19 protein-coding genes are annotated in these 13,741 nt (G+C 71.7%); 12 read left to right on the top strand and 7 right to left on the bottom strand.

Features of this window, described 5'->3' with window-relative positions; translation table 11 throughout:
- Positions 1-27: 27 nt before the first annotated feature.
- The 3 genes from ACZ518_RS16560 to ACZ518_RS16570 form a co-directional block, all read right to left on the bottom strand.
- Positions 28-201 (bottom strand): CsbD family protein, encoded by a 174-nt coding sequence (locus ACZ518_RS16560; RefSeq protein WP_469113737.1) that lies wholly within the window; start codon positions 199-201, stop codon positions 28-30.
- 42 nt (positions 202-243) lie between these two features.
- Positions 244-663: a hypothetical protein gene (locus ACZ518_RS16565; RefSeq protein ID WP_469113738.1), complete on the bottom strand. Its 420-nt coding sequence runs from the start codon at positions 661-663 to the stop codon at positions 244-246.
- A 204-nt stretch (positions 664-867) separates the two neighbouring features.
- Positions 868-1,698, bottom strand: a complete 831-nt coding sequence (locus ACZ518_RS16570; protein WP_469113739.1) for a hypothetical protein — start codon at positions 1,696-1,698, stop codon at positions 868-870.
- Positions 1,699-1,922: 224 nt separating this feature from the next.
- On the opposite strand from ACZ518_RS16570, the gene ACZ518_RS16575 reads away from it, so the two are divergent.
- The 3 genes from ACZ518_RS16575 to ACZ518_RS16585 all read left to right on the top strand — a co-directional run bounded on the left by ACZ518_RS16575 (position 1,923) and on the right by ACZ518_RS16585 (position 2,888).
- Positions 1,923-2,279, top strand: coding sequence for a PRC-barrel domain-containing protein (locus ACZ518_RS16575; protein ID WP_469113740.1), 357 nt, complete (start codon positions 1,923-1,925; stop codon positions 2,277-2,279).
- Between the two features lie 37 nt (positions 2,280-2,316).
- Positions 2,317-2,487, top strand: a complete 171-nt coding sequence (locus ACZ518_RS16580) for a hypothetical protein (protein ID WP_469113741.1) — start codon at positions 2,317-2,319, stop codon at positions 2,485-2,487.
- 203 nt (positions 2,488-2,690) lie between these two features.
- Entirely contained in the window at positions 2,691-2,888 is a 198-nt protein-coding gene (locus ACZ518_RS16585) for a hypothetical protein (protein ID WP_469113742.1), read from the top strand.
- A 149-nt stretch (positions 2,889-3,037) separates the two neighbouring features.
- Here ACZ518_RS16585 and ACZ518_RS16590 read toward each other — a convergent pair whose 3' ends face one another.
- A complete protein-coding gene (locus ACZ518_RS16590) occupies positions 3,038-3,538 on the bottom strand; it encodes a DUF5994 family protein (RefSeq protein WP_469114008.1) in 501 nt (166 codons plus the stop codon).
- 284 nt (positions 3,539-3,822) lie between these two features.
- Here ACZ518_RS16590 and ACZ518_RS16595 point away from each other — a divergent pair, with 284 nt between their 5' ends.
- From ACZ518_RS16595 to ACZ518_RS16620, 6 genes are all read left to right on the top strand, one after another.
- The gene (locus tag ACZ518_RS16595) at positions 3,823-4,398 is read left to right on the top strand and encodes a DUF5994 family protein (RefSeq protein WP_469113743.1); all 576 of its coding nucleotides are present in this window, start codon (positions 3,823-3,825) and stop codon (positions 4,396-4,398) included.
- A 5-nt stretch (positions 4,399-4,403) separates the two neighbouring features.
- Positions 4,404-4,592, top strand: a complete 189-nt coding sequence (locus ACZ518_RS16600; protein ID WP_469113744.1) for a hypothetical protein — start codon at positions 4,404-4,406, stop codon at positions 4,590-4,592.
- 94 nt (positions 4,593-4,686) lie between these two features.
- Entirely contained in the window at positions 4,687-4,956 is a 270-nt protein-coding gene (locus ACZ518_RS16605; RefSeq protein WP_469113745.1) for a hypothetical protein, read from the top strand.
- A gap of 47 nt (positions 4,957-5,003) precedes the next feature.
- Positions 5,004-5,288, top strand: coding sequence for a hypothetical protein (locus tag ACZ518_RS16610; protein ID WP_469113746.1), 285 nt, complete (start codon positions 5,004-5,006; stop codon positions 5,286-5,288).
- A gap of 198 nt (positions 5,289-5,486) precedes the next feature.
- Positions 5,487-6,686, top strand: a complete 1,200-nt coding sequence (locus tag ACZ518_RS16615) for a PP2C family protein-serine/threonine phosphatase (RefSeq protein WP_469113747.1) — start codon at positions 5,487-5,489, stop codon at positions 6,684-6,686.
- 92 nt (positions 6,687-6,778) lie between these two features.
- On the top strand, positions 6,779-7,555 hold the full coding sequence (locus tag ACZ518_RS16620) for an alpha/beta fold hydrolase (RefSeq protein ID WP_469113748.1): 777 nt from the start codon (positions 6,779-6,781) through the stop codon (positions 7,553-7,555).
- Between the two features lie 81 nt (positions 7,556-7,636).
- On the opposite strand, the gene ACZ518_RS16625 is transcribed toward ACZ518_RS16620, so the two are convergent.
- Positions 7,637-8,356 (bottom strand): DUF4232 domain-containing protein, encoded by a 720-nt coding sequence (locus ACZ518_RS16625; protein ID WP_469113749.1) that lies wholly within the window; start codon positions 8,354-8,356, stop codon positions 7,637-7,639.
- Between the two features lie 329 nt (positions 8,357-8,685).
- On the opposite strand from ACZ518_RS16625, the gene ACZ518_RS16630 reads away from it, so the two are divergent.
- Positions 8,686-10,221, top strand: a complete 1,536-nt coding sequence (locus tag ACZ518_RS16630; RefSeq protein WP_469113750.1) for a helix-turn-helix domain-containing protein — start codon at positions 8,686-8,688, stop codon at positions 10,219-10,221.
- A 245-nt stretch (positions 10,222-10,466) separates the two neighbouring features.
- Here the strand turns inward: ACZ518_RS16630 and ACZ518_RS16635 are convergent, their stop codons facing one another.
- Together ACZ518_RS16635 and ACZ518_RS16640 are read right to left on the bottom strand one after the other, a co-directional pair.
- Complete coding sequence (locus ACZ518_RS16635) at positions 10,467-11,144, bottom strand: response regulator (protein ID WP_469113751.1); 678 nt, start codon at positions 11,142-11,144, stop codon at positions 10,467-10,469.
- Positions 11,141-12,268 carry a sensor histidine kinase gene (locus tag ACZ518_RS16640; RefSeq protein ID WP_469113752.1) on the bottom strand — a complete coding sequence of 376 codons (1,128 nt, stop codon included), beginning with the start codon at positions 12,266-12,268 and terminating at the stop codon, positions 11,141-11,143. Before ACZ518_RS16640 ends, ACZ518_RS16635 begins: the two co-directional genes overlap by 4 nt.
- A 223-nt stretch (positions 12,269-12,491) precedes the next feature.
- On the opposite strand from ACZ518_RS16640, the gene ACZ518_RS16645 reads away from it, so the two are divergent.
- Positions 12,492-12,932 carry a DUF6223 family protein gene (locus tag ACZ518_RS16645; protein ID WP_469114009.1) on the top strand — a complete coding sequence of 147 codons (441 nt, stop codon included), beginning with the start codon at positions 12,492-12,494 and terminating at the stop codon, positions 12,930-12,932.
- 600 nt (positions 12,933-13,532) lie between these two features.
- Positions 13,533-13,736, top strand: a complete 204-nt coding sequence (locus ACZ518_RS16650; protein WP_469113753.1) for a cold-shock protein — start codon at positions 13,533-13,535, stop codon at positions 13,734-13,736.
- Positions 13,737-13,741: the final 5 nt, after the last annotated feature.

The following is a 13,741-nucleotide window of genomic DNA, read 5'->3' on the forward strand; positions in this document are numbered from 1 at the left end:
GTGAGGCCGGCAGGGCGGGCGCAGTGGTCAGTGCTTGAAGGCGTCCTTGATCTTCGCCCCCGCCTGCTTGGCGTTGCCCTTGATCTGGTCACCACGGCCCTCGGCCCGCAGGTGCCAGCTGCCGGTGACACGGCCGACGGTCTTCTTGGCGCCGCCCTTGACCGCCTCGGCCTTGTGCGCGATCTTCTTGCCGATACTCATCCGTGGCCACCCTTCGTAAGTCGTGGGCCGAGATGTGGCGGCCTACCGGGGCTCCGATCGGTGCTTGAACGGGTTGAGCCCCCTGCGGTGCTCGCCGTCCGGGTCGGGCTCACGCCCACCCGTCGCCTCTGGGCGAGCGGTGCCGCGCTGGTCTACGACGTCTGCACGGTCGTTGCCGGCGGCTGCCCCCGGGCGCGCCGTGCGTCCGGGGCGTACGTCATTGCTGCGGTAAGAGGTACGTCGACGGCGGGCACCGGCCACAACGAGGCTCAGCCCGAGCAGGGCCACGGCCCCGACGACGATGCCGTAGAGGAAGAGGGTGCCGGTGGAGCCGGTGACATGGTAGTCGAATACGGAGAATCCGCCGGTCAGCTGGTGGGCGGTGCCGTCATTGGTGAGGACGCCGGCCACGCCGACGACCAGCGCGGCAATCAGGAGGACGAGTCCGAGGATGACGAGCATGGCACGCTCCAGAGGTCTGGTCGCTGTTCCTCCACGGTAGGACCGTCCCGCCTGGGAAGCCACAGCCAGAGGGCGGACCCATCCTGGGAACAGGGACGACCTCGCACACCCCGGGGGCAAGTGGCCGCTCGGAGTCCGCCACGTCCTGCGGCCAGGCGGACGTGGCGTGCCGCAGGACGGCCAGGCGCCGCAAGGTGCCCGGAGTCATGGCGTCGCCTGGTGCTGGTGGCCGACCTCGCGCGCGAGGTCCAGCCCGAGGACGCGGTCGAGAAAGGCGAACGCCTCGAACTTGGCACCCGCCGGCACGTCGGCGCGCTTCGCCACGCTGTCCAGCATGTCCAGGACAGCGGGGACGCCGAGATCGTCGGCGAGCGCGGCATGGGCCTGTCGCAGCACGTCGGCGGGGATCGGCCTGGACGGCTCCTGCGCCCAGTCGGCCACCTGCTGCCGCCAGCGCCTCAGCATCCGCCGGGCCTCGACGAGCGCGTCGCTGGTGACCGTGACCGGCGTGCGGTAGGCATGGCCGAGCAACAGCATCCTCAGAGCCAGCGGATCGGTCCCCTCTCGGGCGCATGCGTCCGGGAGACCAGAGACGAGAAGGTGGCCCTCGTCCGGGACGCCCCCGTCCGGTGGTACTGCGCTGACCTGGCCCACCTCGATCCGGACCCCGCCCACGGCGTCCTGCACGGCGGTGCCGTACGCGAGCACGTGCACGTCGGCAGCGGCGCACATCGTCTCGGTCAGATGCTGGACGCCGACGGTCGCGGGCGGGTGGATGCCGAGAACAGCCATGGCCCGTTCGAGCGTCTGGGCCGGCTCAGGCGGCAGGTCCGGCGTAGTGAGGACCGTGACGGACTGCAGCCCGTGCAGCTCCGCGGTGCGCGCCAGTACGTCACCGACCAGGGGCGCCCGCACGTGCACCGCGCCGATCCCGGTGTCGGTGACCGGCAGGTGGACGCAGATGCGCAGCAGGTGGCGGTGTGCGGAGGGGGTCTCCACGAGGCGGCCGGTACGGCTGTCGGCGATACGCAGCATGATGCGGAGGTTAGTCGTGGAGACCTCCGGTGCGGGGGAGGACCTGACCACGTCGGCTGTCCGGCCCGTATCGCCGGGAAAAGTCACTGATGCCGGAGAAGCGCCAGGGGCATACCATGATGAATGGGTCGGTGCACTCTCACGTGCAGCGCCCGGAAGGGCGGCCCCGGCGTGTGAATGTGTCGGGGCCGTTGTGTCACCCTCGTAGCCGCAGGGAGCGGGGCATGACCCATTCAGCCGATATCCGCGAGTGGCGCGGCTGCGACGTCGTCGACCCCAAAGGACACAGGATCGGCTCGCTGGAAGCGATCTACGTGAACACCGCTACCGACGAACCGGCCATGGCCACCGTCCTCACCGGCTTGCCCGGCCGCCGGCGCCTGGTCTTCGTTCCTCTCGACGAGGCGATCCTGGGACCGGGCTACGTCAAGGTCGCGCACGCGAAGGCAGTCGTGAAGAAGTCCCCGGCCATCGGTACCGACGACATCCTGCCCGCCGAGCAGGAAGAAGCGATCTTCAAGCACTACGAGATGGCCTACCAGCCGGGTGCCGGCGGTGAACGGCAACTCGCTCGCCGCTGACCGCCCGGGCCCGGCGCCGGAGGAGGTGTTCTCCCCTATGGCGATCTTCCTGTTCCTGCTTCTCGTGGCCGTCGTTCTGGGGCTCATCGGCGTGGTCGCGGAAGGCATGCTCTATCTCCTGATCATCGCCATCCTGCTCGTCGTGGCCGACGTGGCCTTCATCGCCACACGACGGTCCCGGCGCTCGCGTCGCAGCCACCTTCGGTAGTACCGGCAGGGGCCTTCCACCGCGTGCCCCGAATCGCGTCCTCCTCGGCGCTGGAGGGATGGCCGGCCTTTCGACGCCGGCCGCTGGGGAGGGGCCTCATCCGTGTGCCTCGCTTCGCGGCCGACATGATGCGGGCCGTCGCTGTGCGTGTCAGCGTGATCCGAGAGGAATCCGCCCCCCACTCATCAAGAGGAGTCGCCGTCATGGACGGTAGGCAGGACAAGCGTCAGGAGCCGGGCAAGGGCCACGAGGCGCAGGAGCACCATCGCCCCGGAGACCCCGCGCAGCCCCAGCCGGGCAAGTCCCGCGAGAAGGGACAGAAGTCCGGCCCGAAGGAGACCTCACGCCGCCGTGAGGACGACCTGCTGCGCGAAGAGGACCTGCACGACGAGGGGCTCTGACCAGCGCACGACTCGCCCACACGCCCAGAGCCCGGCCGGTCCACAGTCACTCCGGCCGGGCTCTGTGGCATCCCGCCCGACGCCGGAGGAGACGGAGCCGCCCGCCACGGTGGCGCCGCGCTCCCGGCTCGGCCGGTGAGGATTCGGGGTCAGCCTGCCCCATCGGCGTCGCTGTCCTCGGATCCGGGTGTGGTGGCGATGAGGAGCTGAGCGGCCTGCGTGACGTTGTCGGCGCGGACGGCGCGGGCCATCACTTCGCGGGCCGCGTCGGCGGTGGTGTCCGGGGGAACCACCAGCAGGGCGAAGTGGTCGTTGTGGCCGCGGGTGATGAGGACGGTGTCGTCGCCGACCGGGTCGGAGTCGAGGTGCACGATCTGGTCGTCGATGACCAGGCGGGCCGGGAGGCCGTTCCAGGCGGACGCGTCCACGCCCACCCGTGTGATCGGCCCGAGATGCCCGGTCAACACGCTGATCAGCGCAGGCAGCTCCGTCTCGATGTCGCGGGTGCGCGGCCACCACGCGCCATCCAGGCGCCCCTGCCGCGAGCTCGTGGTCTCCAGGCGCAGCAGTGCCGTACCCGGTTTGATCGCCCGGTGGATCGCATCCGGCAGGAGCAGTGGAGGCGTGTGGGGGGTGTCGGAGTCAGCCATGTGGATCCGCCCGTCTATGGGGTGCGGCCGTACGGCGTCGCGGGCCGACACGAGTGCCGTGCCGTCGGGCGACGTGCGCGGGCCTGCCATCCTTTCACGGTACTCTCGCCACCCGCTCCGCGGCCCGCCGGGAAATACCTGGTCACGCCGGTCACAGTCGGCCGAACAGGCGTACAGTGAAAGCACCGGAAGTACTTCGCACACCGGCTTTCACGCGGGTGTCATTTCCGGCGATCGCCTAAAAACCGGGCTGCCGACGGGCAGTCCGGGGGCAGGTCCACATCATGACCACGACCCTCGAACGGACCGCGCCCCGCGACCTCGCCGCAGAGCTTCCGGCTCGCTTGTCCCTCACCCCGAAGAGCACGCTCGCCGGCCAGCTGGACGGCGCCTGGTGGCCCTACTCACGCAACCTCGAAACCGAGCTCCCGGGGCTGCTGGCTGCCCTGGACGAGCCCTGGGGCCGCATCACCCGCGTCACCGTGAACCCCACCCGCTGGCCCGTCGTACCGCACACCGTGCCCATGGACGGGCGCACGCTGCACGTGGGCTGGTTCACCGAACAGGACCCCGACAAGCTGATCCTGCTCTCCTACACCGTCGGCCGCTGGGACCTCCTCGTCATCCCGCCCGAGACCGCACCCGCAGCCGCGGCCCGGCTGATGGCCGCCGCGGCGATACCGGGCAGCGTCCTCACCTCGGGCGTGCTGATGGCCGACGAAGCCGCCATCGGGCGCGGCATCCGCGACGCCCGTCGCGGGGAGGACACCTGGGAGGGCGAAGGCGGGGCATGCATGTCCCCCTTCGGGAACCCGATGGACCGGAGCACCCTCCCGCTGCCCGGAAACGGCTGGAGGTGAGCCTCGTGGAGACCCTCGTCCTCATCGCGGTGATCATCCTCGCGATCGCCATCGGAATGCGCTGGATCCACCTGCTGAACGCCCAGCACGACGCGCGGATCGCCGCCTACCACTTCAGCGACCCCCTGCCGAGGCCTCCCGGCCTACCGGACGACACCAGTCGTCGAGCCCTCCACACGGATGCCGACCGGTGAGGAACAGACCTTCCTCCGACCGGGGGCAGCGGCCGGGGCGCCACGGCGCCCCGGCCCGTCGGCCTCTCACCTCCCCGGAAGGGAACCCGCCCACGTGAAGTACATCGAGACCCAGACCCTGCCGTCGCCCGGGCATGCCGAGGTACGGATCATCGCGCACACACCCGAAGCCGCCCGCGCGGTCGCGGAAGCCCTCCGCGGCTGCTTCGCCGGAGCGGAACAGCGCAGCTACCCCGGCCTCGACGGCGACACCCGCCTGCACCTCACCGTGGACACGGCAACACCCGCCGGCCCCGCCGCCCGCTCGTGGCTGGCCGCCAGCCGGACCCCCGTCGGCACCGGCACCCACTCCGACGAGATCTGAGAGCCCCGGCGGGCCCCGGAGCGCACCCCACACGAAAGGACGCGGTCATGGCCACACTGCGCGAACGCAAGACCTACCGCGAACAGGTGCTCCGGGTCCTGTACGAAGCCGTCGAAGGCAACCGCCTCCTCGGCATCACCGGAGCGCAGCTGCGGCGCGACCTGCACGTACCCGAACAGGACCTGGCCGCCGCCTGCACGTACCTGGCCGGCGAAGGACTGATCACCGTCGACTGGGAACCCGGCAACACCCCCGCGATGGTCACCCTCACCCACGAGGGAATCCGGCGCATGGAGGCCGAGGAGGAAGGGACGGCCGGGGGCCCGGACTGATCCGAAAGGCACGCCCTGACGTATTGATCACGAGCGTTCGGGGCCGGCCGATGTGCGCGCGGACGCGAACGCCGGGCGAACCGGAAACGCCGTCGGGCACGGAAGCCGTGTGGCGGGCCCGGTCGCGGGGGAGCATCCTGGAGGCCAGGCCGCCCATGCAGCCGTACGCCGGCCCGCCGGCCGGTTGGAGGCATCAGGATGACCGTCGGAGGGCGCGGGGACCCGGACCGCTCGGAGAGCTTCGGGGAGGAACTGCTCGGGGTGTTCCTGGACCGGGCGCCCGAGCTGGCGCCGCACATGGTCGGCCCGCTCGTCGCCGAGACGATGGCCCGGCTGGGGGGCCGCGAACCACAGATCCTGCTCCAGGACTACGGACAGCGACAGCTGGTCCCCCTGTCCGCCGGCGGCTTGACCGCAGGTGATCCGCAGCCCATCGACCGGTCCGAAGCCGGCCGGTGCTTCCTGGAGTCACGCCCCGTCGAAGTCCTGACGCCCGACGGCGTACGCGTCCATCTGCCCCTGCTGGACGGCGGCGACCAGGTGGGGGTCCTGGCCGTCACCCTGGACGGGATCGACGACGACGCCCGCCGCCTCCTGCGCAGGATCGCGGGCCTGACGGCCGACCTGCTGGAGACGAAGAACGGCTACACCGACCTCTTCTTCCGCACCCGCCGCAGCGAACCGATGAGCGTGGCCGCGGAGATCCAGTGGTCCCTGTTGCCCCCACTGTCGATGGTGATGCCGCGCGTCGCGGTGGCCGGAGTCCTGGAGCCCGCCTACGCCGTGGCGGGGGACAGCTTCGACTACGCCCTGAACGGCGACGTCCTGCACCTCGCCATGGTCGACGCGATGGGGCACGGCCTGGACGCGGCCACGATGGCCACGGTGGCCATCGGCGCGTACCGCCACGCCCGCCGGATCAGCATCGAACTGTCCGAGATCTACCTCTTCATGGACCGGGCCGTCGCCGAGCAGTTCGACCCGGACCATTTCGTGACCGCGCAGATGATGCGCCTGGACACGAACACGGGCCGCCTCCAGTGGGTGAACGCGGGGCATCCCGCGCCGATGCTGATCCGCGCGCACCGCGTCGTACGCCGTCTGGACAGCCCCACGACCCTCCCCGTCGGCTTCGGAGGGGCCCAGCCCCAGGTCAGCTCGGTGGCACTGGAACCGGGCGACCGCGTCCTCTGCTTCACCGACGGCTTGATCGAAGAACACCAAAGCGGGCAGGAACAGTTCGGCGAGGAGCAGCTGATCGACTGGGTGAACCAGCTGGAGCAGGCTGACAAGGGGATCCGCGTGGTGGCCCGGGACCTGTCCCACACCCTCATGCGGGCACGCGGCGAAACCACCTCGGACGACGCGACGCTCGTCCTGTTCGAGTGGCGCGGATGACGGAAGGCCGTGACCCGACCCCGTACGCCGTTGGGGCGAAACCGCCGGCCGGCGGGGTTCCGGGCCCGGCCCGGCAGGGGAGACCCAACACCGTGGCAAACCGTGGAGCAGGAAACGTCATTCCGTACGAGGTACAGGGCAGCGGTCCGGAGCGGGTCATCGCACTCCACCACTGGCTCAGCGACAGGTCGAGTTTCGGCCCTCTGCGGCAGCACCTGGACGGAGGCGCGTTCAGCTACGCGTTCGTGGACTGCCGTGGGTACGGCGAGGCGATGGACACCCCCGGCACGTACACGATGGAGGAAATCGCGGCGGACGCCCTCGCCGTGGCCGACGGCCTCGGCTGGGACACCTTCTCGGTCATCGGCCACTCCATGGGCGGCAAGGCGGCCCAGCAGATGTTGCTGGACGCCCCCTCACGGATCCGCTCGATCATCGGCATCTCGCCCGTGCCCGCGTCCGGGTTCCCGCTCGAAGGGGAGATGTGGGAGCTGTTCGCCGGGGCCGTGGAGGATTCCGGCAACCGCAGGACGATCTTCGACGCCCTCACCGGCAGCCGGCACGACGACGCGTGGCTGGACGCCAGGGTGAACGGCTCGGAACGCTCCTCGCAGGCGGCCCTGCGCCCGTACCTCGAATCCTGGACGCGCGGCCCCGATATCCACGAGCTGGTCAAGGGAAACACGACGCCAGTGCTCGTAGTGGCCGGTGCGAACGACCCGGCGATGAGCCCCGACACCATGCGGTCCACGTGGCTGCAGTGGTATCCGAACGCCGAGCTCGAGGTCTTCGACGACGCCGGTCACTTCGCCCCCGACGAAAGTCCGCGGGACCTGGCGACGGTGATCGAGAGGTTCCTCGGCCGCTAGACGGCCGGCCTTCTCGTACCCGCCGCACCGCCCGGCGACACACCCCGTGGGACGGCCGGGGCCGTGGCCCCGGGACTCCGTTCAGAAGGCGCTCAGCGCGTCGCGGGTGTTGGTGCGGTACAGGCCGACCTTCGGGTCGGCGACGCTGCCCGGCTTGGCCAGCTGGAGGCTGACGCCGTCCGCGTTCGGCATGTGCTCCTTGTCGGCCAGGATGTTGACCTCGTCGGCCACGGGGCCGTTGCCACCCGACGGGTTGAGGTCCACGGCCGCGTACGCGGTGGCGCCGGGGTGCACCGGGTACGCCGGGGCGCCGCCCAGACCGCCGGGGGCAGCGGCCTGGAGACCGAGCGCGCCGCCCTTGGCGCTGAAGCCGACGGTCGGGAAGTAGTCCAGACCGCAGGAGCTGGAACCGTTGTTGGTCACGGTGATGACGCGGACGGTGGCCGGAGCGCCCGTCGGGGAAGTGACCTTGACGGTCAGGTCGCGGGCCGAGCAGGGGTGGGTGTAGGCGTAGGAGTCACCGGTGGTGCCCCCCGTGCCCTTACCTCCCGAACCGGCCTTCGCCGGGGTGGTGGTGGCCGTGCCGGTTCCGGTGCCCTTGCCGGCGGACGGGGCGGCGGAGGCGCCCTCCCCGGACGGCGTCACGGTCCCGGTCGAGACCGGCTTGTCCGCGCTCTTGGTCGCGGCGGGGTTCCCGGCCGGCCCGCCGGCACTGTCCGAGCCGCCGCAGGCGGTCAGGGCCAGAGCGAGGCCGGCGGTCGCGGCGGCCAGGGCGGTGGTGCGGAGTCGGTGGGTGCGCATGGGGAACTCTCCGTGTCGGTGCGGTCGTCAGACGGAGGCTTCCGCTTCCCGTCTGACGAGACGTTGGGTGGGGCTGCTGTTCCGGTCGGCTGCTGCCGCAGGCGGCCGAGGGCGGTCGCCGGGGCGGGTGGGGGCCCTCCCGTTGCGACCGCCGAATCCGACCGCCGGTCCGATGGCGGACCGACCGGCTGATGACGCAACTGTGGGGCCGGTTTCGTCCCAGTGGCGTCCGGACCGGGATAGTTGGAACCCTGGAACGCTCCCGACCCCTCTCACCTGGGCGATCGGGCGACCCTGGAACGTGCTTCCGGGATGAGGGGGAGGGTGGAATGGCCACGGAGACGGAGCGGTTCGCGGAGCTGATGCGCGGATTCAAAGAGCGCTCGGGGCGCAGCTACGGCACGCTCGCGAAGCGTCTGCACTCCAGCAACTCGACGCTGCACCGCTATTGCAGCGGCGCGGCGGTGCCCACGGATTACGCCCCGGTGGAGCGGTTCGCCCGAGTCTGCGGCGCCTCGGCCGACGAACTGGTCGCGCTGCACCAGCAGTGGCTGCTGGCGCTGGTGGAGCGGCGGCGGGGGGTGACGGAGGGGCAGGCCTCGGGGTCGGGGCCGGCGAACTCCGCGGCGCCGCGGGGCGGTGACGCCGCGCCGGAGGTGCCGCCCGCATCGGCGGCGGTGGTGGCTGGGGAGGCTTCGGAGGTCCCGCCGCAGGCGGAGACCGACCCCGCACCGGCCCCGGCGTCCGCGGCCGGGCCCGCCCCGGCGCCCGGACCTGACGCCGCCGAGGCACCCACCCCGGTGTCCACCCCCGCTGCCGCGCCGGCACCGGCGGAGGACCCCGCCCCCGCACCGGCGACGGAGGTACCCGCAGGTGCCCCCGCCGCCCTCATCCAGCCGGGCCCCGCCCGGACCTCCGTACCGGGGGCCCGGCGTCCTCGGCTGCTGCTCGCCCTTGCGGCCGCCGTGGCCACCGTTGCGGTGGCGGGGACCGCCGCCGCCGTCTCCGCCATGGGAGAGACGGATCACGGGGACACGCGCCACGGCGCCGCCCAGCCGTCCTCGCGCGAGCGGGCGGCGGCGGGCCCGGCCGGGCCGTCCGGCGGGTCGTCGTCACCCACGCCCACAGCGGATTCCGCACCCCCGTCCAGCCCCGGAACGTCGTCCCCCCCGGCAGCGTCCGCGTCCACCCCGGCAACGTCCGCGTCCACCTCGCCGGCCACCGCCAAGGAGGGGGCCTCCCCCGCCGCCCCGTTCACGGTCAACGTCCTGCCCGACAACTGGGACAGCCCCTGCGACCAGTGGTTCGCCCTGGACAAGGCACCCGGCACGGTCCCCCCGCCCCCCGCCGGGCAGGCGACCGAAGGGTGGGCCCGGGCCCTGCAGGCCGTCCCGGCGGGGCACCTGCGCATGCAGCTGACCGTCCAGGGCACCGAGGGCAAGGCCGCGGTCCTGCACGCGCTGTACGTCCATGTCGTGAGCGGCCGCAAGGCTCCCGGCTGGAACGCGTACACCATGGGTGCCGGTTGCGGCGGCGCGCTGGTGCCGGCGTCCTTCGCCGTGGACCTGGACGACGCCTCCCCGAGGGCCAGGCCCGTACCCGGCAAGGAGGGCGAGCGGCTGACGGCCTCGACCGACTTCCCGTACAAGGTCTCCGCCACCGACCCCCAGGTGCTGAACATCGACGCCGCCACACTCGGTCAGGACGTCAGCTGGTACCTGGAGCTGGCCTGGAGCAGTGGCGACCGCAAGGGCACCACCCGCATCGACGACCACGGCCGCCCGTTCCGCACGGTCGCCCTGAACGCCGGCCACAGCTACTGGTACAACGAGAACAACAACGCCTGGCTGCCGTACAGGGAATGAAAGACCCCGGCCCCCCTCCGGAGGGTCAGGCCCGTGCGACGGTGAACAGCACCGGCGTACGGATTCCGATGCGGGCGGCGGAGTCGGCCACGGTCGCGGCGAGACAGCCGGCCCCGTCGCAGGACCACTCCGCCAACTCGCCGGAGAGTGTGATTCCGTGCAGGGGCACTTCCGGCCGAAGGCCGTGCCCGACTCGGGTGAAGGCCCGCGTCCGCGCGAATTCGCTGCCCCGAAGAGGCACTCGGCTACCCGGGGCGGGGTGGCGAGCTGCGCGGAGCCACCAAGCCGGATTCGTAGGCGAGGATCACGAGCTGGGCGCGGTCGCGGGCGTGGAGCTTGGTCATGGCCCGGTTGACGTGGGTCTTCGCGGTCAACGGGCTGATCACCATGCGGGTCGCGATCTCGTCGTTGGAGAGGCCGTGCGCAACCAGGACGACGGCCTCCCGTTCTCGGCTGGTCAAGCCTTCGAGACCTGTGCCCGTGCCGGTGGGGGGCGGCTGGGTGACGTACCGGTTGATCAGTTTGCGGGTGATCGAGGGTGCGAGGAGGGCGTCGCCGCGCGCGGCCACGCGTACGGCGTGCAGGAAGTCCTCCGGCACGATGTCCTTGACGAGGAATCCGGCGGCGCCCGCGGACAGGGCGTCGAAGACGTATTCGTCGAGGCCGTAGTTGGTGAGGATGACGACGTGGACGCCGGCCAGCGCCGGGTCGGCCGCGATGCGCCGGGTCGTCTCGATGCCGTCGAGGACCGGCATCTGGATGTCGATGAGTGCGACGTCGGGCAGGTGTTCTGCGGCGAGCAGCAGGCCCTCCTGGCCGTTGGCGGCTTCGGCCACGACCTCGATGTCGTCTTCGAGGTCGAGGAACGCGCGGAATCCGCTGCGGATGAGCGGCTGGTCGTCGACCAGCAGGACACGGATCACGAGGCACGCTCCACGGGGAGTTCGGCCCGGACGGTGAAGCCGCCCCCGTCGCGCGGTGCTGCCCGGAGGCGACCGCCGAGAGCGGTGACGCGTTCGCGCATCCCGAGCAGTCCGATGCCGGGCACGGGGTCGGTGTCCGGCGTGGCCTTGCCGTTGTCGTCGATCCGGAGGGCGACGGCGTCGGGGCGGTAGTCGATGTGGACCGATGCCGTGGTGGCGTCCGCGTGACGGGCGACGTTGGTGAGGGACTCCTGCACGATCCGGTAGAGGGTACGGCCCACCGCGGCCGGTACGCCGTGCTGCCGGCCCTGGATCGTCAGCGTCGCCTGCACGCCGGTCTTGCCGGCGCGCTCCACCAGTTCGGGGATGTGGTCGAGGCCGTGCGGCGGGGTGGTGTCGTCGTCGCGCAGGGCCTCCAGGGTGGCGCGCAGCTCGCGCGACGCCTCCCGGCCGGCCTCCCGGATGGCCAGCAGGGCCCCGGGGACCTCTTCGCCGCGCTTGCGGGCCACATGGACGGCGGCTTCGGACTGCACCTTGATCACCGAGATCTGATGGGTGAGCGAATCGTGCAACTCCCGCGCGATGTGCAGCCGTTCCTCGTCGGCACGGCGCCGCGCCGTCTCCTCGCGGGTGCGCTCGGCTTCGTCCGCCCGCTGCTCGGCCTGCCGGAGGGCTTCACCGGCGGCGCCGGCGGCGATGAGCCAGGCGATCTGGAGGGCGCCCCGGGCCTGAGCGAACGCCGCGCCCGTGTCGTGCAGGCCCGAGGCGAGGGCCGCGAGGGGGAGCGCTGCCAGCACGGCCACGCTCACCGCCCCCGTGACGATGCGGTGTCCCGCCCGCATGGCCGCGTACACCGCGAAGAGGAACGCGACGGCAGCCACATCGAACCCTGCCGCCTGGTACCCCACCGCGCACAGCCCCGTGACGGCGAGGACGGCGACCGGAGCCCGGCGGCCCCCGGCCAGCGCCAGGCCGCCCACCGCCAGCAGCACGTAGCCGAGCAGGCCGAGGCCCGTGGCGGAGTGCTGCCCGGACAGCCCGGTGATCAGCAGCGCAGCCGCCACGCCCACGGCGATCAGCCAGTCTCTGACACCGGCCCGAACGCGGAACCGTCCATTGCTCATACGCGCACCGTAACCGGAGGCCGCCACGGGCGAATCCCGCTCACGGACCAGCCGCCGACTACCACGCACGCAGTAGCTCCGCGGCAGCTGCCGCGTCCGTGGTAGCGCGAAGTGTCTGCGCCTGCTGGACGACCTGCCGGGGGCCCGGCCGACATGCTCGAAGCACATCCAGTCGTGGGAAGAGAAGGAGCACCTGATGTCCGCCATCTCCGCGATATCCGCGATATCCGCTCGTCGCCTGTTCGCCGCTTCCGCGGCCGCCCTGCTCGGCGGTCTCAGTCTCGGTCTCGGTCTTGCTCTTGCCACACCAGCGGCAGCGCACGCCTCGGTCCAGCCTGTCGCCGCCGGCGTGACCGACTTCAGCCTCGGAAGGCTCGGAGCCACCACCGGCGGGCTGCTGGGGCTGGCCGCCGTGGTGATCGCCGTGCTGGCGCTGACCCGGCCCGCCGGTCGTCTCGGCACTGCCACCGGGTCGCTCGGCGCCACGGCCGCCTTGGCCGCGGGGCCGATCGCCATGGCTCTCGGCGGGCTGGTCGCGGCCACCGCTGACGGTGGACTCGGCACCGGCAACGGGCTCGGCGGCGCCTACGTGGCCCTGCTGCTCGGGCTGGCCGGCACCGTCCTGGGCGGGCGGGCTCTGACCCGCTCCCGCCGCACCGGCTGACCACCCCGGATACGTGTGCGCTGATGACATCGCGTTGCAGTGCGCCACTACGGCGGCCGGCGCCAGGCCGAGCGGCCGCCCCCGACGCGGCCGTCCCGGCCGCCGGAGCCGGGGCCGGGGCCGGGGCCGCGAAGATGCCCGCCCCGGTCATCGGCCCCAGGCCGATCACCGCGGACGGCAAGGTAGCGGCCCCGCCCAGCGGGGGCGGGTTCCGAACGTCGCAGGGGCCCCGTCCCGGACTGGCACGCTCCGATGACGTGCCCACATCCGGAATGCGGACACCCGTCCTCTCGAAACACTGCACTCGGGGTGAGTCAATATCTGCTGCGGCGGTCTAAGAGTTTAACGGGCCCCGCAGGAAGAGTTTTCGCCGCACCGCGCAGGGCGAAAATATTCAACACACGCAGACCCCCGCAGCATGCTACTGTCGATCTCGGTTGCAGTTTTGGTACCCATAAACTTCAAGCGCCTTCGCCGGCCTCCGAGGCCACACGCAGGCGCTTTGCATTCCCCGGATCATTCTCCGGGCGGGGCATCATCGCGGCGACACGGCATCCGCACCTGCGGACGCTGGTGTACTGCCCCCGAAGGAGATATGACATGGCTACTGGCACCGTCAAGTGGTTCAACGCGGCAAAGGGCTTCGGCTTCATCGAGCAGGACGGCGGCGGCGACGACGTCTTCGCCCACTTCTCGAACATCGCCGCCCAGGGTTTCCGCGAGCTGCACGAAGGCCAGAAGGTCAGCTTCGACATCGCGCAGGGCCAGAAGGGCCCGACGGCCGAGAACATCCTTCCCGCCTGACACTG

The sequence above is a fragment of the Streptomyces sp. NPDC033966 genome (assembly GCF_055575955.1).